Here is a 19,516-nt window from a genome sequence, read left to right as displayed (position 1 = left end):
GAGCTGCCGACCCGCTGACCGGCGTTACTCCTGCGCCGGCTCCCGCTTGAATCGCTGGAGCGTCTCGTCCAGGTACTTTGCGCGGCAGGCGGAGCGCTGATGCTTGCCGCTGGAGGTCTTCGGCAACGCCCCGGGCTTCACGAACACCACCCGCGGCGGGAACCCGAAGTGCTCCTGCGCGGCCCGCTGCACCGTCACCTCCAGCGCTGAGAGCTCCGCGCCCGCTTCCGGAGTCACGGCGAGGACGACCTCCTCCGTGCCTTCCGAGCCGCGCACGCTGAAGGCCACCACCGCGCCAGCGCGCACGCCGACCAGGGCCCCCACCACGCGCTCCACGTCGGCCGGCGCATGTTTCCGCCCACCCACGACTAGCAAATCCTTCAGCCGGTCGACGATGAACAGCTCTCCCTCCGCGAGGTAGCCCAGGTCCCCGGTGCGCAGCTCCGCGCGCGGCACGCCGCCCTCGCGCAGTTCATGGAAATACCCGGGTGTCACGGACGGGCCCGACACCGCGACCTCACCCAGGTGCCGCTCGGGCAGCTCGCGGCCGTCCCCGGTGGAGAGGATGCGCACGTGGTGCCCGGGCACGGCCCGGCCCACGCTGATGAAGGTGGTGCTGTCCGCCGTGCCTCGCTCCACCGGGCGTGCCTCTCCCCGGGCCGTGAGCGCTTCGCGCTCCACGCTGTCGCAGCGCAGGGGCGCGTCCGGAGGCGCGAAGGAGACGGCCAGCGTGGCCTCGGCCAGGCCATAGGCAGGGCGGAAGCTGGTGGCGCGGAAGCCCGCCGGTTCGAAGCGGCGGATGAAGGCCTCGGCCGTCAGCGGGTCGATGGGCTCCGCCCCGTCGAAGGCCAGCCGCCAGGACGACAGGTCCAGCTCCCGCAGCGCGCTCTCGGGGATGCGGTGCGCGAGCAGGTGATAGGCGAAGTTGGGCGCGGGGCTGAACGTGGCCCGGAAGCGGTGGATGGCTCGCAGCCACGAGTCCGGGCGGTAGACGAAGCTCTTCAGCGGGGCGACGTAGGCGGGGATGCCCAGGTACACGCCCAGCAGCAGCCCGGCCACCAGTCCCATGTCGTGGAACACGGGCAGCCACGAGTAGACGGCGTCGCGCCCGTCCATCCGTCCGCCTTCGATGATGGCCCGGAGGTTGGCGACGAGGTTGTCGTGCCGCACCACCACGCCCTTGGGCTCGCCCGTGCTGCCTGACGTGTACTGGAGGAAGGCCACGCCGTCCGGACGGCAGCGCCAGTCCAGGGGCCGCTCCAGCGGCACGGACTCGCCGTCGAGCTCCGCCAACTCCACGAGGGCGGGCGCCACGTCCTCCAGCGCGCCAGCCACCGCCTGCCGGGCCCGCGCGTCGTCCACCACCAGCGCGCGAGGCCTCGCGTCACGGGCCACCGAGCGGAGGCGGGACTGGTACGACTGCAGCTGTAAATCCGCCATGGACGGCAGCGGCGCGGGGATGGCGCCCAGGACCTGCGTGGCGAGGAGGAAGGAGAAGAACGCGTCCGCTCGGGACACGCACAGCAGCACCACGTCCCCCGGCCCTACTCCCGCGCGGGCCAGGAGGGCCGCGGCCTGGTGGACTCCCTTCGCGAGTGCCGCGTAGCTGAAGGGGCGCGCCTGCGGCTCTCGTCCGGCGAAGCTCACCACCTGGAGCACCGGCTGGTCGGGTGTCCGCGCCACGCGGAGCGAGAACGCCTCCGGGAAGGTGAGCGACGGCTCGGGCAGCCACGCCGCGACAGGAGGCGCAACGGCCGGAAGGGGGCTGCCCGGGCCGTGAGCCCTCGCCGTGTTCAACGCGCCCGCCGGAGCAGGGCGGTCCGAGGGGATTGCCGGGTCGTGCTTCCTCACCGCATCCGGCGCACCCGGCTCAGCCGACATGCAGGCCCCCATCGATGGGGATGGCTGCCCCCGTCAGGTAGGGCGTCTTGCAGGTGGCGAGGAACTCGATGACCTCGGCGACTTCGTCGGGCTGGGCGAAGCGGCGCAGGGGAACGCGGGGCATCACGAACTGCTGCAGCGTGGCGCGCATGGGCGCGGCCATGGGTGTGTCGACATAGCCCGGGAGCACCGCGTTGACGGAGATGCCGTGGGGCGCCAGCTCTCGCGCGTGCGACTGCGTGAGGGCCACCATCCCCGCCTTCGACGCGGCGTACGGCCCCGCGAGGGCCGCGCCGGTGAGTCCGGCGATGGAGCTCACGTGGACGATGCGCCCGCCGGTGCGCGCCATGATGGTGCCGAAGTGCGTGGTGGTGTGGAGCGTGCCCGTGAGGTTGATGCGCAGCACGCGCTCGATTGCCGCCGCATCGTCCTTCAGCGCGGAGATTTGCTGGAACACCCCCGCGCAGGTGACGAGCACGTCCACACGGTGGTGGGCCGTGTCCACGCGGGCGGCGGCGCGGCGCACGGACTCCACGTCCCCCACGTCCAGCACCTCGCAGCTCAGGCGCGGCTGGTCCTTCGCGACCTCCGCCAGCTCCCGCAGGGACTCCTCGGCGTGGTCAGTCGCGACGACGTGCAGTCCGGCCCGCAGCAGGCGCTGCACCACCGCGCGACCGATGCCCCCCGCCGCCCCTGTGACGACGGCGACGCGGGGCTCAGACATGCAGGGCCCTTGGGGCGGTGTCGCTCTCTACGTCGGAGCGGGGCGCGGAAGCCGGAGCGCGCTGCTCCATGGTCACGGAAGGCGCGGCGGCCGGGCGACTCGTGGGCCGTGCCTGCGGGTAGAAGTCGCGCCCCCTGGCGATGAACACGTCCAGCGCCTCCATGGGCTCGCGTGGCAGCAGGGCCCGCACCGCGTCGGAAGTCAGCAGCCGGGCCGCCCGCTCGCGCGTGAGGTAGCGACAGAGGCTGCCGAAGCCGAGCGGGAAGTCGATGAGCTCCCGCGCCAGCACGTCCACCACGGTGGGGTGCCCCAGCGTGCGCTCCGCGAGCGCGCGGGAGGCGAAGCCGAGCAGCGAGATGAGCACCGCGTCCGCGAGCGGCGCGGAGCCCTGCGCGCCCCGGGCCTCGGCCGTGGCGAGCGCCTCCAGCGCCTCCTGCACCCGTTGGAGCGGAACCGGCCCCGGCAGGTGCGGGGCCAGCGCCATGGCCAGCGCGGCGCGAGGCAGGGCCCGGATGAGCTCCGAGGGAGAGCGCACGAAGCCGATGGTGCGCACCGTGGCCAGCGCGTCACGCGCCTCGCCGCCTTCGAGCACATGCGCCACCAGCGGCCCCAGGTATGCGCCCAGCAGCGTCTGTAGCACCGGCGCTCCCATCGCCTGCGACATCACCGGGTGGAAGCCGGCGCGGTGCAGCAGCGCGAAGAGGGTGCGCGCTTCCTCGACGGAGCGGCCCTGCCCGGCGCGCAGCTCCACCACCGGCAGCCCCGCCTCCAGCAGCGGCGCGTAGAGCACCAGGTCCGAGGGCTGCTGGAGCGGGCCCGTCACCAGGTCCACCGCCAGGGACACCGTGCCCTCCGGCAGCGGGCCCTGCTCCGGGGCGTAGCGCACGACGTGCAGCGCCGGAGCGTCCGGTGGCGGCGTGCACGGCGCCACGTCCACCGACAGGCCCCGCACGCGCCGGGTGCGCAGGTCCTCCGCGAGCGCCGCCAGCCTCGCGTCCTCGGTGTCGATGACCAGGTGCGTGAGCGCTGGCAGCTCGTGCTCGCGCAGGCTGTGGTGCAGCGCGAGCCGCCGCACGAAGAAGATGGAGAGCGCGGCCTTGGCGATGGGACTCACCACCGCGCGCCCGCAGGCCTCCACCTCCCGCTGGTAGTCCGCCGCATCCGTCCGGAGCCGCCGCGCGGCCTGCACCATCAGGTCGAAGCACTCCGTGTACACGGGCTGGTAGCTGGTGGGCAGGCTGGCGATGCGGGCGCGGGTGTTCGCATCGAAGTCGGGCGACGCGGGCGCGCGGCCCGGCCGCGCCCTTCCCGAGCGCTTGGGCGCGCCGCACTCCAGCAGCACCCGCACGAAGCGCGACACGCTGGCGTCGAAGTCCGCGTCGTCGAAGCAGGCATCCACCAGCCCCCGGCGCAGCGCCTCCGGCGCGGACCAGCGCTCGCCCCACAGCAGCGCGTCCGTGGCGCTCTCCAGGCCGAGGAGGCGGGGCAGGTCCTGCGTGCTGCCGAACGCCGGGACGAACAGGTACTCGGCGATTTCGGTCATGTAGAAGTGCGTCTCGTACGTGTGCGCGGCGACCCGGTAGTCGCAGTGCAGCGTGAACTCCACCCCACAGCCGTAGCAGTTGCCGCGGATGGCGGCGATGGTGGGCGCGGGGAACTCGCGCACCGCGCGGTAGGCCCGCGTCACCGTCTCCGTCATCCTCGGGATGTCCTCGGGCGCCTGCGCGGTGCCCGCCATCATCAACCCCACGCCGTTGATGAAGCTGCCCGGCTTGGCGCTGCGGAAGACCAGGGCCCGCACGCGCTCGCGGTCCACGCCCTCCAGCAGCTCCAGAAGCTGCACCGCCGCCTCGTGGCTGAAGATGTTGAAGTCACCCCCCGGCGTGTCCAGCGTCAGCACCAGCACATCGCCCACCCACTGCGTCCTGAAGAGCTTCGTGGACATGGGGCTACCCCAGGGCGGCGACGTAGTTGCAGAGCGAGCCCACGGTGAGCGCGGACGGGTCCGGTTCGCTGGCAATCCAGTCGTCCAGCAGCACCGGCTGCTGGACGCGGTCCTCCAACTCCAGCGCCAGGCGGGCGATGCTCATCGAGTCGAAGCCCAGGTCCGTGACGAAGCAGTGCCCCGGGCTGATGACCTCGGGCAGTGGCAGCTTGCACGCGGCGCGCGTCGCGGCCACCACGGCATGGAGGATGGAATCGGTGTTGCTCCCGGTCAGCATCGAGGAACCCCCCAATCACTGGGCCGCTGCACGCGAGGCCCGGTTGTCTATTCCAGGAGCGGCGCTGTGCCCCAACCCCGGGCAACGTTCCCCACACCCCAGCCCACGTCTCCAACCCGACTCGAAATCAACGCCTGATAAAAAGATACAGGAGGAGTCTATGCAGGCAAAGTGAGTGTAGGGTGACCCTGTATCATTCATCGTTTGTTGCACACTGAATGACATATCGGCGATGCAAGCGACGCGCAGGGGACACGCTGGGTGTTCACTCGCCCGCCGGTCGGCGGGGTGCGGCTCCTTCCTGGAGGGGCATGGAGGAGTAGCCTCACGTCCTTCGAGGGCACCTGCGCATGATGACTCTTCCTCCGCTGCCTCCGCGCGTGGAGCTTCCGGCGGTGCAGCAGTCCCTGCTGTGGCGCGCGCGTCCCTATGAGCTGTTGCGGAGCTGCCGGGAGCGACTGGGGGATGCCTTCACGTTGGACCTCGGGAGCCATGGTGCGTACGCCATGTTCTCCCACCCGGACGCGCTCCGGGCCATCTTCAGCGCGGACCCGGCGGTGCTCCACGCGGGCGAGGGCAACGCGGTGCTGCGCCCGCTGCTGGGCGCGCACTCGCTGCTGCTGCTGGAGGAGAAGCCGCACCAGCGCGAGCGGCGCATGCTGGGGCCGGCCTTCCACTCGCGGCGCATCGAGCAGTATGGCGCGCTCGTGCGCGAGGCCACCCTGGCAACGCTCCAGGACTGGCGCCCCGGGCAATCCGTCGTCATCCAGGACGTCATGCAGCGCGTGTCGCTGCGGGTCATCCTGACGGCGGTGTTCGGCCTGGAGGGCGGCGCCCGGGCCGAGGAGCTCAGCGAGCGCATCCAGGCGTTCCTCAACGACTCCAAGTTCAACCTGGGCAACCTGGGCCAGCTCCGCGAGGACGACGCGGCGTCCGGCGCGTGGGCCACCTTCAAGCGGGCCCTGGAGCGCATCGACGAGCTGCTGCTGGAGGAGGTGCGGCACCGGCGCGTGGTAGGCGACTGCGAGCGCGGCGACATCCTCGGCATGCTGCTGGCCGCGACGTACGAGGACGGCGCGCCGTTGGAGGACGCCGTGCTGCGCGACGAGCTGATGACGCTGGTGGTGACGGGCTACGAGACGACGGCGACGGCCATCGCCTGGGCGCTCCACTGGCTCCACGTCACCCCGGCCGCGCTGGAGCGGCTGCGCGAGGAGCTGCGGGGCCTGGGGGCCGAGCCGACCCCGGCCGCGCTCGCCGGGAGCCACGCGCCCTTCCTGAAGGCTGTGTGCCAGGAGACATTGCGCCTGCACCCCATCATCCCCGTCGTGGCCCGCCGCACCCAGGCCCCCTTCCAGGTCCAGGGCCACGAGGTGCCCGCGGGCGTCACGGTGGCCGCGTGCATCTACCTCGCCCACCACCGCCCGGAGACCTTCGCTGAGTCAGACACCTTCCGCCCCGAGCGCTTCCTGGAGCGGGCCTGGTCCCCCTTCGAATACCTGCCCTTCGGGGGCGGTGTGCGCCGATGTATTGGAATGGCGCTCGCGCTCTATGAGATGAAGGTCGTGCTCGGGCTCGTCCTCTCACGCTTCGAATTGAAGCCTGTGGACGTACAGGTAAGACCTCAGCGCCGGGCCGTCACCCTCGCCCCGTCAGGGGGGCTGCGTATGCTCGTCGAACGACTGCGCTCCTGAATCGTCTCATCCGTACTGGGAGTACAGGGATTCCAATCATTTCTCACAATTGCGGGCCTCCATGTCGGCCCGGTGGCTGGAATCCGTGAGGTGGTGCTCATTAAGCTGTGGCGGTGAGCGCAGGCATGCGCGGCGGAGACGGTAACGCTGTTACATGCCACGTCCGGGGGGACAGCCACGCTGGGGGCGCGCTCACGTTTCGGGGGGGCACGAGTCATGGACAACTTGGATGAGAAGGTCATTGGTGAGTTCGCCAAGCGGGGGGCTCTGACGTTCATCAGCTGGGTGGCATTGCCCGGCCTCAACTGCGCGTACCTCATCGCGCTCTCCATGGGCCTCAACAGCGAGGAGGGGCTGTGGGCCACCACGCGCATCGCCCCCGCGCTCATCTTCTTCTTCGGCACCGTCTACCCGTACGTGGCGCTGCGCGTGCTGGCGTCCCGGGCCCTGAGGCACCGCCCGGATGACAGGCCCGGCGAGCGGCTGGGCCGCATCCTCCGGCTGCCCTGGCAGAGCACCGTCTTCACCACGTACGCGGCGTGGACGCTGGGCGGGCTGAGCTTCAGCATCCCGGTGTGCCTCCAGTTCGACAAGGAGGTGCTGCGCGTGGTGCTGGGCTCCACCATCGCCTTCTGCTTCGGCGTGGTGATGTCGTTTCCCATCGCGCTGAGCCTGGAGAAGCAGCTCGTGCCGCTCGCCATGGAGGAGCATCGCCTGCACCCGGGCGTGGCCCCCCGGGGCGGCGGCTTCTTCTGGCCGCGCCAGGCCTGGTTCCTGCCCTTCACCTTCGTGGCGTCCATCGTCTCCACGCTGCTGCTGAGCGGGTGTGTGATGACGGTGAAGATACTGGGGCTGAGGGACTTGCTGCGCGAGGACCTGGCCGAGCACGGGGCCATCACCACCTCGCAGCTGCTGGACTTGCTGGGCGGCACGCTGGTGACGGAGCTGGTCGGCTCCATGGCGTGGGTGGCCGGCCTGGTGCTCATCCTCCCCACCATCACCACGTACATGCTCGCGCGCCGGCAGGCGCAGGGCACCGGCGCGGTGGGCGTGGCAATCGAGGCGCTGGCGCATGGCCGCACCACGTCGCCCGAGTGGGTGTCCACGGACGAGATTGGCACCCTGGCGTCGGGGATGAACACGGTGCTGGCCAAGCTGCGGCAGCTTCCCATGGCGCTGCAGGCCTCGGCCTCGCAGCTGGGCGACGCGGGCAGCCACCTGCGCACGGCCAACGACGAGCAACAGGCGAGCCTCGTCCGGCAGGCGGCGGCGCTGCACGAGGCGCAGGTGACGTCGGAGGAAATCAAGCGCACCTCGCTGATGGCGGCCGACCGCGCGGACGCCGTGCTCCAGGTGGCGCGCCGCGCCGAGGAGCTGGGCCAGAAGGGCGAGGCCGCGGTGGAGCAGAGCGTCACCGGGCTGGCGGACATCCGCCGCGCCGTGGACGGCATCCAGCAGCGGCTGGTGCGGCTGGCGGAGAGCACCACGCAGATTGGCGACATCACCGAGACGGTGAAGGACCTGGCCGACCAGTCGCACCTGCTGGCCGTCAACGCGGCGATTGAGGCGGCGCGCTCGGGCGAGCAGGGCAAGGGCTTCGCGGTGGTGGCGAAGGAGATTCGCGGGCTGGCGGACCAGTCCATCCAGGCCACGCGGCGCATCCGCGGCATCCTCCATGACATCAGCCAGGGCATCCGCGACGCGGCGCTGATGGGCGAGCAGGGCGTGCACACCATCGGCACCGGCCTGGACCAGATGAAGGCTTCCGGCGAGTCGCTGCGGGAGCTGTCGCGCATCTCCCAGGAGAACTCGGTGGCGGCTCGGCAGATTGCCTCCGCGGTGACGCAGCAGAACGCGGGCTTCTCACAAATCTTCACCGCCATTGGCGACCTGTCGCAAATCATGGACTCCACGCTGAAGCGCCTGGAGTCCACGCAGGAGGCCACCGCCACGCTGTCCGCCGTGTCCCAGCAGGTGGGGCAGATGGCGCGGCAGTTCACCGCGACGAGCTGACGCTCCCGTTCCCCAGCGGCAGCGTGAGGATGAAGGTGGTGTCGCCCGGCGCGGAGGCGAGGCGCAGCTCGCCTCCGTGCGCCAGCGCAATCTTGCGCGCCAGCGGCAGGCCCAGCCCCGTGCCCTTCTCGCGCGTGGTGAAGAAGGGCTCGAAGATGCGCTCGCGCTCGGGCTCGGGCACGCCGGGCCCGGCGTCGCGGACCTGGATGGTGTAGCGGCCGTCCGCGGCGGCGCCGGACACGCGCACCTTGCCTCCCTCGGGAGACGCCTGCACCGCGTTCTTCACCAGGTTCACCAGCGCGGCGGTGAGCAGGCTGCCGTCGGCCTCCAGCACGGCGGGCGCGGCCTCCACCTCCACCGCGACGCCCCGGGCACCGGCCTCGACGGCCAGCAGCTCACAGGCGCTGGAGAGCAGCTCCGGGGCCCCTACCGGCGCGCGGGCCAGCGGCTGCTCGCGGGCGAAGGCGAGGAAGTCCTCCACGATTCGCTGGAGGTAGGCCACCTCGCGCTGGATGCGCTTCACGTGCTCGCCCGCCTCGGAGTGGGCGCCGGCCTGGAGGTCCTCCTGGAGGATGCCGGAGAAGAGGGCGATGCCGCCAATGGGGTTGCGCACCTCGTGGGCCACGCCGGCCAGCATCATCTTGAGCTGCCTGTCCCGGCTCTCCAGCGCGCCGCGCATGACCTCCAGCTCGCGCGCCAGCACGCCGATTTCGCGCGTGGGCTCCGGCGGCACGGGCGTCGTCAGGTCTCCCCGGCCGATGCGCAGCGCGGAGTCCATCAGCCGCCGCAGCGGACGGGCCAGCCCGCGCGCGGTGAGCAGGGCGATGACGGCGAGCGCGGCCAGCACCACCGCGCCCATGGTGGTGAAGGTGCGCGACAGGCGCTGGAGCGGGCCGAAGAAGGCCGCGCTGCCCTCCACGCCCACCGCGCCCACGACGCGGCCCTCGTGGCGCACGGGGGCATAGCCCGTCTTGTAGAGGAGCCCATCGGTGCCGGTGAAGAGCACCTGGCTGGCGGCGCGCTCGCCGGCGAAGACGCGGGCCAGCTCCAGCCTGTCCCGGGCCAGCTCCGGCACCTCCACGCCCACCGGCAGCCCGCCGCCCACGTCCACCCGCACGCGGCCCTGCGCGTCCACGGCGTAGACGCGGCGCACGCCGCTGGCCTCGCGCACGGCCTCCAGCGTCCGGACGAGGTTGCGCCAGGTGCGCGTGCCCGTCACGTCGTCGCCGGGCTCCACGGTGAGCATGCGCTCGCCGTTGACCTGGCTGGCGGTGGCGGCGGCGATGGCGGAGAGGCTGGTGCCCAGCTCCTCCTCCAGGATGGCGCGCGCGAGCTGGTACACCGCCGAGCCCGCCAGCGCGACGAAGAGCAGGGTGGGGATGAGGAACGCCACCAGCAGCCGCGCCGAGAGCGAGCCCAGGGCGTCGCTCCAGCGCGAGGTGTGTCGGGCTCCGTCGGCCATGGGTGCGGCGGACTCTAGACGAGCTTCGCCGCTCCGTCAGGGAGCGTCAGTGCCGGACGGGTGGGGTACCAGCCTCCCGCGCCAGCCCGGCTTCGGTGGGCGCGTCGCTCTGGCCGCTCGCCTCCACACGCGGCCTGGCCGCGCGGAGTGCTTCGGACGGCGCCTCGCGATACGTGCCGTCCACCGAGGGCAGCCTCAGCCAGTGCACGCTGTCGCCCGCGTGATAGCGGTTGGAGGCGGAGAAGCGGACGGTGTAGGGGCCCGCCTCCTCGCCGTGGGACACGAGCAGCGGGTCGCTGCCCGGCTCGAGGACGAGGGCCACGTGCTTCCCCGCGCCATTGCGCGACCAGAGGACCAGGTCTCCCGCCTTCACCTGCGACTGCGTGACGGCGGTGAGGTAGCCCAGCAGCGTGCCCGTGTACCCCTGGCCATTGAACCCCAGGCCGTTGGGGTCCCCGGCGCCCGCCCACTTGTAGCAGAGCGTGACGAAGCCCGAGCAGTCCGTGTCGAGCGGCAGCTTGTGGCGCTGGTTGATGCCGTCCATGGGGCGCAGCTGCCGGTAGTGGATGCCGCCCGCATTGGAGAGGCCCCACTGCGCCTCGGCGACAAGCTTCTCGCGCAGCCCGCTCACGGGCGTGGGCGCGGGGGCCCTCAGCGCCGCCCAGGTGGCGGGACCGACGAGGCCGTCCGCGCCCAGCCCTCGCGCGCGCTGGAAGTTCATCACCGCCGTCTTCGTCATCGGCCCGAAGTTTCCGTCGGCCACCCCGGGACTGAAGCCCGCCTTCGCCAGCAGCGTCTGCAGCTCGACGACGGCGGAGCCCGTCGAGCCCTGCTGGAGGAGGGGGTCGGCTCTGGGTGCCCGGCCCTCGGCCGGGAGCTGGGGTTCCTGCTCACGCATGGCGTCTCCTTTCGAGGGGGAGCGCCCATGCTCCCCCCGAGGTGGACAACGCCGCCGGCCCTTGTGACGCGGCCGCCCCCCGAGGGAGGCGGCGGGCGCCTACTGGGCGGACATGATTTCGACGTAGTCCTCGCCGTTCAGCGAGTTGTCCCACTTGGAGGAGAAGCCCAGCGCGTGCTGCGGGTTCACCACGTGGGGCGCCGCGTTCTTCGCCACGTCCAGGCGGGTGAGCTCGTTCTCGAACAGGTCCAGCACCAGGCCGAACTGCTTCGCGGTGAGGTAGTTCCGCTTGAACATCTTCTCCGCCATGTCCTCGCGGGTCAGCTCGTTGCCCACGGCCTTGAGGGACTTCATGATGCCGCGGAAGGTCTCCGCGTCCATCGCCAGCTGGCCGTCACGCTTCATGGTGCAGCCCGAGTCCTCGCCGGTGCCACAGTCGCGGAACGCCGGCTCCGACGTGACAGTCTTGACGTGCACCACGCGGGGCTCCTCGTGCCGTACCTCCTGGCGGCGCTCCCGGTGCTCCTTCTTCTCGGTGCGCTCGCTCGTCTCGCTCTTCATTCCGTTGCCCTGCACCTTGATCTGCATGCGGGCGCCACCGGCCTGGACGTTCATGTCCACGCCTTCCTCGCCACCCGGGCCCGTGCCCTTCATCTGGATGTTCGCCGAGGGCAGGTCCTGGTCATCGACCTGGACGTTCATGTTCATCTCGACGTCCTGGGCCGAGGCGACAGAGGCAACGAACACGGACGCGGCAATCACTGCACGGGCAAGCGGGGTCATTCTGGGTTCCTTCGGGGTGTGAGGAGAGGGTGTCCAGCCCCCCCAGGAGCAGGGAGGCGTGCACGTGAATGCCTGGACGCACCCTCACCGCAGATATTCACGGCCCGTGTGCATTGAAGGAAAGCCAGCCCGGGATTTTCCAGCCGGGCGGCTCCTGGGGCCGAACAAACCCAGGCATTGAAGAGAGGCATTGCGGGTGTACGGAGGGCGTGCTTAATGTTCCGCCCGGCGCCTCACGGCGTCGTCCCATGATCTCCTCTCGCTGACAGCTCCCTCCGTGACTGCCCTCGTCGCCCCGGCATTTCCGCTGCGGTGCGTCGTCGCCTGCCGTCCGGACGCGTGAGCCTCACCGAGTCCCCGCCGCGAACCCAACCCCGTCCGCCCGGTGCGCCGGGCGCATGCGCTGCCTTTGGAGATTTTCGTATGAGAAAGCTCAAGTACCACGTGGCTTCCACCGTTGATGGCTTCATCGCCCACGAGGACGACACCTACGGGGCCTTCCTGCAGGAACGCCTCGTGAAGGATGGCGAGCACATCACCGACTACCTCGCGTCCTTCGCGACGTACGACGCCGTGTTGATGGGACGGCGCACCTACGAGCCGGCGCTGAAGGTGGGGGTGACGGACCCGTACCCCATGATGGAGACGTACGTCTTCTCGCGCTCGATGAAGGAGAGTCCGAATCCGCGGGTGAAGCTCGTGGGCGAGGATGCCCTGGGCGTCATCCGGCGGCTGAAGGCGCAGCCGGGCAAGGACCTCTACCTCGCGGGGGGCGCGGACTTCGCGTCGAAGGTGCTGGAGGCGGGGCTCGTCGACGAGGTGCTCATCAAGCTCAACCCGCTGCTGCTGGGCTCGGGAATCCCCCTCGTCACGCGGCTCCGGGGGACGCAGAGCCTGGAGCTGCTGTCCACCAAGGTCTACAAGAACGGCGTGCTGCTCCTGCGCTACGCGGTGATGCCCGAGGGCGCACCGGGGACGAACGCCGTGCCGCCTCCGGGCACGCCCCCGGCGGAATGAGAGTCGCTGGGAGCGCGGGGAACCGCGCTCCCAGTCCGTCGTGACGGCTCAGCCGACCTTGACCAGCTCCAGCGTGCCCGCCGCGTCGGCGGAGCCGCGCAGCAGCTCCTCGAACGCCTGGAGGTAGGCGGCGTTCGCCTCGGCGAGGCTGAAGCCGCCGCCCTGGAGGCGGAGGCGGGCGCGGCGGCCCATGGCGGCGCGCAGCTCGTCGTTCTCCAGGATGCGCAGGGCGGCGTCGCTCAGCCGCTCCATGCGCCGCTCCGGGTCCTTGAGGTTGGGCACGCAGGCGCCCACCTCGCTGGTGACGAGCTCCGGGATGCCCTGGATGGAGGTGCTCACCACGGGGACGCCCATGGCCATGGCCTCGAAGAAGACCAGCGGGAGGCCCTCGATTTTCGAGGCGAGCAGCAGCAGGGACATGTCCCGCATGGCCAGCGCGATGGGGGTGTCGCTGGGCAGGAAGTGCGTGAAGTGGTGCATGCCCTGCTCGGTGACGAGCGCCTGGAGCCGCTCCTCCTCCGGCCCGCTGCCGATGAAGACGAAGTGCAGCGGCCGGTTGGGCTGGGACCAGCGGGAGCGGATGCGGGCGTGGAGGCGGGACAGGAAGAGGGGGTTCTTGTCCGCGTGGAGGCGGCCCACGAAGCCCACCAGCGGCGTGCCGCGACGCAGGCGGAGCCGCTCGTACAGCCAGCCCTCGGACACGCGGGCGGGGTTGAAGAGGCCCTCCTCGTCGCACGCGGTGCGGATGAGGCGCAGCTTGCTCCGGCTCACGCCCGCCTTCACCGCCTTCTCGATGAGGTACTCGCTCGACGTCATGTGCATGTCGAGGAAGCGGTCGAAGTAGCGGTAGGACTCCTTCATGTAGGCGCTGTTCATGTGGAGGTAGTCCACCGTCTTCACGCCCGGCAGCCTCCGCTTGAGCGCCTCGGCCGACTGGTAGCCCAGCCAGGAGTGGCACATGTAGACGGCGTCGATGCCGCGGGTGCGCACCAGCTCCGCCACCACGCCGACCTGCTCGACGGTCGGCACGGAGTAGTCCATGTGCCACACGTCGCTCACGTGCGCGTTGAACTTGTGGGCCCACTCGTTGCCCGAGGTGATGTTGGTGGCCAGGGACACCTCGTACCCGGCGGACTTGAGGAGCGCGGCCTGGTCCACCGCCGCCTTGTCCACGCCGCCGCAGTTCACCCATGGCAGCATCATCAGGACGCGCCGGCCGCTGCCCTGCGTGGCCACCGGAGCGTGGCGCTCGAAGGCCACGCCGATGCCGTTCAGGATGCGGCGCTCCTCGAACTGGCTCGGGCAGAGCAGCCGCGGCTCCCTCGAGGGGGGCAGGGGCTTCTGGGGCCGCGGCCCGAGGATGGTGGGTATCATGCGCTGCAGCCGCTGCTTCTGGTCCCTCAGGCCCACCTTGATGGGGTGCAGCAGGCGCGCCGTCTCGTCCTCGCCGAGCACCCTGACGATGCCCTTGCGCGCGAGGGACACGGCCATGCGCAGGCTCTTCGTCTCGTCCGGCGCCCGCTGGAGGGCGCTGGCGGAGGGGAGGGCCGACTTCGCCGGCAGCTCCTTCACCTGGAAGAAGAAGTCGTGCGCGAAGAGGAGCCCGCCCTGCTCTCGCAACACCTTGTGGAACAGCGCCGCCGCTTCGCTGTCCGCGGACAGGTCGGCGGTGGTGAGGTTGCTGGCGTAGAAGGTGCGCAGGAAGCAGAGGTCCGCCAGGCCGCGGTCCAGCCGCTCCACCGGGTAGGTGCACACGCGCGAGCGGGCGGTGTGCTCCACCAGGGTGGGCGCGTCGGTGGGGACGACGATGGCCGGCGTGTTGCGGGTCTCCGAGGCGCGGAGCAGCTGCTCCAGGAAGGTGGGCGAGCAGCGCTCGAGCAGCGGCAGGTGCGCGGGGCCGAACGCCACCACGTACTTGCCCTTGATGGCGCGCAGGAGCCCGCGGGCGTCCGCCGGGAAGTCCGTGGTCAGCACCACGTCCGAGAGGGTCTGCCGGTCCAGGAAGGCGCGGACTGCCGGGGCGTCAGCGGCCGGGCCCGTCCACAGCACCTCGAGCCCGGGTGCATGCGCGGACTTGAGGGCGGCGCGCGCCTCGCGGGTGAAGAGGGCGGGGTGCTGCTGCATCAGCTCCGTGCGCAGCTCGTGCCGGACGCGGTCCGACGAGGTGAGCAGCGAGCCGGTGAGCTTGCGGCGGTACTTGAACAGGGGCTCGTCGATGACCACGCCCTTGAGGCCCGCCTCGATGCAGGACATCCAGAAGGACCAGTCCTCGTAGCCGCGCATCCTCGGGTAGAGCAGCCCCAGCTCCGAGTAGACGGAGCGGCGCACCAGCGACATCACCACGCAGTAGTTGTTGTCGAGCTGGAGGTACGGGTTCCACCGGGGCACCGGGACGATGTCCTGCCACGCGCCGAAGGACTCAATCTGGGTGTAGACCCAGGACGCGTCGGGGTTCGCCTCGAGCGCGGCCTCCATCTTCTCCAGGGTGTCGGGCGCGATGAGGTCATCGCTGTCCAGGATGAGGACCAGGTCGCCGGTGAGCAGCTTGATGCCGTTGTTCCGCGCGAAGCCCAGGCCCTGGTTCTCCTGGTGGAGGACGCGGATGGCGGGTGGGAGCCGGCCCAGCAGGGCGAGGGTATCCGGGTCCGTGGAGCCGTCATTGACGACCAGGACCTCGTCCACCTTGCGGGTCTGGGACGCGAGGCAGTCGAGGGTCTCCGGAAGGTACCTTCCGTCGTTGTAGCAGGGGATGACGACCGAGATACGCTGCTTCCTCTTCACGTCCACCAACTCCTTTTCGGCCTGTCCGACCAAGGGCCCGGCAGTCTAGCCCCCACCGGCAACACACACACGGGGGGGCTTTGGGCGGGGCCTGCCTATCTGCCTGCCCGGGGGGGAACCCAGCGGACCCGGCCGGTGCTTACCGCGGGGCCCCATGCTCGGGCGGACTGGGCGGCGCCTTCTACCGTATCTGCCTCTGTCCAGGCAACGGAAGCACGGCCCTTCACCCCCAGGTGGGTGGAATGGCCGCACCCCTGGGACACGGGCTGCCCGGCCGGAGGAGCGCCGACCGGGCAGCCGAGCCATACTGGACAGCTCCTCCGGTTACTGGAGGAAGGCGCCCTTCACGGCGTCCAGGAGCGGGTTGGCGCCGGTGGCGGGGTCGGTGCAGCCCTGGTTGATGGTCCAGATGATGGTGCCGCCGAAGCCGTTGTCGCGGGTGTAGGCGCCCTTGGCGGCGATGGCCTGCGGGCTGTCATAGGAAATCCACCGCACGGTGCCGTCCTCCACGGGGGAGGAGAAGGTGACGTAGCTGGCCCCGGCCACGGCGTCCCAGCGGTAGGTGCCGGACGCGGAGAGTTGCTGGATTTTCTTGTACGTGAAGGAGTTGTCGCTGCCCACGTAGTCGGACCAGTTGGTGAAGCTCTGGTAGGGGCCGGTGATGTTGCGCCAGGCCATGCCGTAGAAGGGGATGCCCATGCCCAGCTTGGCCTTGGGGATGCCCGCGGCGACCCAGCCATTGAGGCTGGCGGAGACGGACGTCGGGTGGCTGCCGTTGTGGCCGTACAGCGCGGAGGTGTACCAGGACTGCCAGCCGTCCCACGGGCCAATCATCTCGTAGGACATGATGTTGATCTGGTCCAGGTAGGGCGCGAGCTGGGCGAACCAGGGGTCCACGTCGGAGGCGAAGTTGGTGTTGATCCACCCGATGGGGAAGGTGAGCAGCATGCCCGGCCGGGCCGCGCGCAGCTCCTTCACCAGGGCGAGCAGGTTGGGCTTGTCGGCCGCCTCGACGGGCTCCCAGTCGATGTCGAGGCCGTCGTAGCCGAGGCTGTCCATGGCGGAGAGCAGGTTCTGCACGAACTTCGCGCGGTTGGCGTTGCTGGCGGCGCCCACCCAGTTGGCGTGCTCACCGGCGCCGCCGACCATGATGATGGCCTTGCGACCGGCCGCATGGGCCCGGGTGGCGAGGGTGCGCGCCATGGCCGGGCCATTCGAGTTGTCGAAGGCCGTGCTCAGCGTGCCGTCCGTGCGGGGCGTGGCGCGGCCGACGATGATGTGCGTCATCGCGCTGAAGTCCACCTTCTCCGGGGGGTACAGGTCCGCGTTCCAGCCGGTGTAATAGCCAGACACCCACTTGCCGGTGCCGCCGCTCGGAGGCCGGGTGACGGTGACGGTGGCGGACGCCTTCTTCGTGGTGTCCGCCTGACTGGTGGCGATGACGTGGTACGTGCCCGCCGTCTGCGGCGCGGTGTACAGGCCCGCGCTGGTGACGGTGCCGCCGGACGCGCCCTGCTGGATGGACCAGGTGACGGCCTTGTTGGTGCTGCCCGTCACGGTGGCCGTGAAGGTCCGCGTGGCGCCCGTCGCCAGTGACGCGCTGGTGGGGGTGAGGGTGATGCTCACGCCCTGCGGCGCGGCCACGGAGGTGCCGAGGCGGAGGTTGTCGAAGGTCATCACCGGCAGCGTGCGGCCGGCGCCCTCCTGGAGGACGATGCCGTCCAGCGTGACGTTGGTGACGCCGAGCGCGGACAGGGGCACGCGGCACCGCGTCCAGGCACCCGCCTTGATGGTGCCACCGTCACAGTACCGGTTCACCCCCACCGTGGGGCGGGCCTGGGTGGCGACGGTGGCATACGCGGTGAGGGCCGGGTTGGCCGTCACGCCACCGTGGACCTGGAGCTCCAGGAACTCGAGCCCCGTGGTGGGGACCCCCGCGTGGTGGAAGTAGAGGCCCGACCAGGGGCCGAAGGTGACGGACACGGCGCGCGTGCCGGAGGCGACGGGGGACGTCGCCGCGAGGTTGCGCGTGGCCCAGGACCAGTCCGTCCAGCCGGTGCCGAGCGCGTCCGCGAAGAGGGTGTTCGAGTCCACCGCGGCGGCTTCGACGTCGCCGGGCGCGGACTCGGAGGGTGGAGCGGTCTCGGGTGTGGACACCTCCGGGGTGGTGACCTCGGGCGTGGTGCCTTGAAAGTCGGACGCGCCACCGCACGCGGTGGCCTGAACGCCGACTGCCAACATGAACCACTTGAGCTGCTTTCTCATGGTGCTCCAGCAGCCAGGGAATGTGAGCGACCGTGGACCCCGCTACTCCGGACACAAGGAACGGAAGGGGCTCTCGATGGCTCAACCGCCGCGCCGATGATGGCGGGGCGTGCAAGGGGTGCCTGGCAAGTGGGGGCACAAACATCAAAGGCCGCCGTCGACTTTCAAGGCATGGGGTGAGTCATTTCGGCACTTCGCACGGCCCCCGGCGTGGCGGGGAGACAGGCGTGCAAGGCATTGGTTCCCAGAGGGAAATGCGCCTGGGGCTCGCGCGGGGAGCCAATGGCTTGCATGAATGGCGTGTCTGCTTCACTCCGGTGGTGCCCGGGCCCGCTCCCTCGGGGAGCCCGGCTGTTTCAATCGTACACCGCTGTCGTCACGCCGGGCGATGTGGCCTGGACGCCTACCGCTTTGTCGACAGGGGTATCTCGGCTGCCTGCCCGCCTGGTCTACGCTGCCGGAGCCCTGCCCCGGAGGGCGGGCGCACCCGTGTCAACAAGAGGAGGGGGACATGAGACTCGACATCTTCTCGGAGATGCAGCACCCGAAGGAGCACTGGACCGGTCCGGACCATGAGCACCGGCTCATCCAGGAGACGCTGGAGCAGGCGAAGCTGGCGGATGAGATGGGCTACGGCGTCTGGTGGCAGGTGGAGCACCACACCGCCGTGGAGTTCAGCTACAGCTCGGCGCCCGAGTGCATGCTCACGGCCATCGCCATGAGCACGAAGAACCTGCACGTGGGCCACTCGTCGGTGCTGGCGCCGGGGCGCTTCAACCACCCCATCCGCATCGCGGAGCGCGGGGCCTTCATCGACCACCTGAGCGGGGGCCGCTTCCAGCTCGGCCTGGCCCGCAGCACCATCCCCGAGTGGCGCACCTTCAACATCGACCCGGACTCCACGCGCGGGCAGATGCAGCAGGCCTTCGAGATGGTTCCGAAGATGTGGACCCGGGAGAAGTTCTCCTGGGACAGCCCGGACTACAAGCTCAAGGACATCAGCGTCATTCCCAAGCCGTACCGCAAGCCGCACCCGCCGCTGTGGCAGGCGTGCTCCAGCCCGGCGTCATTCGAGCAGGCGGGGCGCAACGGAGTGGGCGCGCTGGGCGTGACGCTCTGGGCCTCGCCCGAGGAAGTCGCGGAGATGATTCACATCTACCGCGAGGCCCTGCGCACGCGGTGCGAGCCGGTGGGCGAGTTCGTCAACAACCAGGTCGCCTTCTTCACCTTCGTGCACTGCGCGGACACCGAGCGGGAGGCCATGGAGAACGGCGCCGCGAAGGCCGCGGCCTGGTACACGAATGGCTCCTTCACCTTCTTCGAGGCGAAGGAGGTCTTCATGCGCACGGCGGCCGAATTGGAGGCGCTGGCGAAGGACCCCGCGGGTGGAGGCCTGACGGGGCAGTTCATGCGCAAGAAGGACCCGAACGCGCCGCAGTCCCGGGCGCAGCGGCTGCTCGGCCGCATCGTCGGGGGGGAGGACGTACCGGACGGACAGGTCTGGGAGGTGCTCAGCGAGCAGGACTCGCTGATTGTCGGCACCCAGGACCAGGTGCGCACGCGCCTGAAGCGCTACGAGGCGCTGGGCATCGACGCGCTGATGTCCTTCCACCAGGTGGGCGCCCTGCCGCATGACAAGGTCATGAAGAGCATCCGCCTCACCGGGGAGCTCATCCCCGAGTTCAAGACGCCCGCGGCACCGTAGGCGCCGAGTCCGGGAGCACGGGCGTGGCCCCCGCTCGCTTCGGCTCAGGCCGAAGCGAGCAGCGCGGCGGG

Annotated in this window: 13 protein-coding genes; 4 read left to right on the top strand and 9 right to left on the bottom strand. The window is 70.6% G+C overall.

The features are described 5' to 3' along the window. Window positions 1–24: 24 nt before the first annotated feature. Genes G4D85_RS03270 through G4D85_RS03255 form a run of 4 tightly spaced genes read right to left on the bottom strand, consistent with a single transcriptional unit; the run spans window position 25 to window position 4,827 of the window. On the bottom strand, window positions 25–1,881 hold the full coding sequence (locus G4D85_RS03270) for an AMP-binding protein (protein WP_164007755.1): 1,857 nt from the start codon (window positions 1,879–1,881) through the stop codon (window positions 25–27). Next, the gene (locus tag G4D85_RS03265; protein WP_164007752.1) at window positions 1,871–2,605 is read right to left on the bottom strand and encodes an SDR family NAD(P)-dependent oxidoreductase; all 735 of its coding nucleotides are present in this window, start codon (window positions 2,603–2,605) and stop codon (window positions 1,871–1,873) included. The genes G4D85_RS03270 and G4D85_RS03265 overlap by 11 nt, the downstream gene beginning before the upstream one ends. Beyond that, complete coding sequence (locus G4D85_RS03260) at window positions 2,598–4,550, bottom strand: enoyl-CoA hydratase/isomerase family protein (RefSeq protein ID WP_164007750.1); 1,953 nt, start codon at window positions 4,548–4,550, stop codon at window positions 2,598–2,600. The genes G4D85_RS03265 and G4D85_RS03260 overlap by 8 nt, the downstream gene beginning before the upstream one ends. A gap of 4 nt (window positions 4,551–4,554) precedes the next feature. Beyond that, window positions 4,555–4,827 carry an acyl carrier protein gene (locus G4D85_RS03255; RefSeq protein ID WP_164007748.1) on the bottom strand — a complete coding sequence of 91 codons (273 nt, stop codon included), beginning with the start codon at window positions 4,825–4,827 and terminating at the stop codon, window positions 4,555–4,557. A gap of 350 nt (window positions 4,828–5,177) precedes the next feature. Between G4D85_RS03255 and G4D85_RS03250 the strand changes: the two genes are divergently transcribed. Both G4D85_RS03250 and G4D85_RS03245 read left to right on the top strand, forming a co-directional pair. After that, entirely contained in the window at window positions 5,178–6,521 is a 1,344-nt protein-coding gene (locus G4D85_RS03250; RefSeq protein ID WP_164007746.1) for a cytochrome P450, read from the top strand. Window positions 6,522–6,737: 216 nt separating this feature from the next. After that, entirely contained in the window at window positions 6,738–8,534 is a 1,797-nt protein-coding gene (locus G4D85_RS03245) for a methyl-accepting chemotaxis protein (protein WP_164007744.1), read from the top strand. Here the strand turns inward: G4D85_RS03245 and G4D85_RS03240 are convergent. The 3 genes from G4D85_RS03240 to G4D85_RS03230 form a co-directional block, all read right to left on the bottom strand. Beyond that, entirely contained in the window at window positions 8,518–9,996 is a 1,479-nt protein-coding gene (locus G4D85_RS03240; protein ID WP_164007742.1) for a sensor histidine kinase, read from the bottom strand. The genes G4D85_RS03245 and G4D85_RS03240 overlap by 17 nt on opposite strands. Window positions 9,997–10,042: 46 nt before the next feature. After that, entirely contained in the window at window positions 10,043–10,894 is an 852-nt protein-coding gene (locus G4D85_RS03235; RefSeq protein WP_164007740.1) for a C40 family peptidase, read from the bottom strand. 99 nt (window positions 10,895–10,993) lie between these two features. Continuing rightward, a complete protein-coding gene (locus tag G4D85_RS03230) occupies window positions 10,994–11,677 on the bottom strand; it encodes a proline and serine-rich protein 1 family protein (protein WP_164007738.1) in 684 nt (227 codons plus the stop codon). 423 nt (window positions 11,678–12,100) lie between these two features. Between G4D85_RS03230 and G4D85_RS03225 the strand changes: the two genes are divergently transcribed. After that, entirely contained in the window at window positions 12,101–12,694 is a 594-nt protein-coding gene (locus G4D85_RS03225) for a dihydrofolate reductase family protein (protein WP_164007736.1), read from the top strand. Window positions 12,695–12,742: 48 nt separating this feature from the next. On the opposite strand, the gene G4D85_RS03220 is transcribed toward G4D85_RS03225, so the two are convergent. Both G4D85_RS03220 and G4D85_RS03215 read right to left on the bottom strand, forming a co-directional pair. After that, entirely contained in the window at window positions 12,743–15,475 is a 2,733-nt protein-coding gene (locus G4D85_RS03220) for a glycosyltransferase (RefSeq protein ID WP_164007733.1), read from the bottom strand. Window positions 15,476–15,799: 324 nt separating this feature from the next. Next, window positions 15,800–17,740: a glycosyl hydrolase family 18 protein gene (locus tag G4D85_RS03215; RefSeq protein ID WP_240359047.1), complete on the bottom strand. Its 1,941-nt coding sequence runs from the start codon at window positions 17,738–17,740 to the stop codon at window positions 15,800–15,802. A gap of 511 nt (window positions 17,741–18,251) precedes the next feature. Here G4D85_RS03215 and G4D85_RS03210 point away from each other — a divergent pair. Continuing rightward, complete coding sequence (locus G4D85_RS03210) at window positions 18,252–19,445, top strand: LLM class flavin-dependent oxidoreductase (RefSeq protein WP_164007731.1); 1,194 nt, start codon at window positions 18,252–18,254, stop codon at window positions 19,443–19,445. Window positions 19,446–19,516: the final 71 nt, after the last annotated feature.

It is taken from the genome of Pyxidicoccus trucidator (genome assembly GCF_010894435.1).
Lineage (GTDB): Bacteria > Myxococcota > Myxococcia > Myxococcales > Myxococcaceae > Myxococcus > Myxococcus trucidator.
The sequence above is the reverse complement of the archived record's forward strand: the minus strand, read 5'-3'. Positions and strand labels throughout refer to the sequence as shown.

Bases quoted from the DNA above. Each gene is read 5' to 3' on its own strand.
- G4D85_RS03250 (WP_164007746.1), top strand. From the start codon at position 5,178: ATGATGACTCTTCCTCCGCTGCCTCCGCGCGTGGAGCTTCCGGCGGTG.
- G4D85_RS03210 (WP_164007731.1), top strand. From the start codon at position 18,252: ATGAGACTCGACATCTTCTCGGAGATGCAGCACCCGAAGGAGCACTGG.
- G4D85_RS03265 (WP_164007752.1), bottom strand. From the start codon at position 2,605: ATGTCTGAGCCCCGCGTCGCCGTCGTCACAGGGGCGGCGGGGGGCATC.
- G4D85_RS03260 (WP_164007750.1), bottom strand. From the start codon at position 4,550: ATGTCCACGAAGCTCTTCAGGACGCAGTGGGTGGGCGATGTGCTGGTG.
- G4D85_RS03255 (WP_164007748.1), bottom strand. From the start codon at position 4,827: ATGCTGACCGGGAGCAACACCGATTCCATCCTCCATGCCGTGGTGGCC.
- G4D85_RS03225 (WP_164007736.1), top strand. From the start codon at position 12,101: ATGAGAAAGCTCAAGTACCACGTGGCTTCCACCGTTGATGGCTTCATC.
- G4D85_RS03270 (WP_164007755.1), bottom strand. From the start codon at position 1,881: ATGTCGGCTGAGCCGGGTGCGCCGGATGCGGTGAGGAAGCACGACCCG.
- G4D85_RS03240 (WP_164007742.1), bottom strand. From the start codon at position 9,996: ATGGCCGACGGAGCCCGACACACCTCGCGCTGGAGCGACGCCCTGGGC.
- G4D85_RS03215 (WP_240359047.1), bottom strand. From the start codon at position 17,740: ATGAGAAAGCAGCTCAAGTGGTTCATGTTGGCAGTCGGCGTTCAGGCC.
- G4D85_RS03230 (WP_164007738.1), bottom strand. From the start codon at position 11,677: ATGACCCCGCTTGCCCGTGCAGTGATTGCCGCGTCCGTGTTCGTTGCC.
- G4D85_RS03245 (WP_164007744.1), top strand. From the start codon at position 6,738: ATGGACAACTTGGATGAGAAGGTCATTGGTGAGTTCGCCAAGCGGGGG.
- G4D85_RS03235 (WP_164007740.1), bottom strand. From the start codon at position 10,894: ATGCGTGAGCAGGAACCCCAGCTCCCGGCCGAGGGCCGGGCACCCAGA.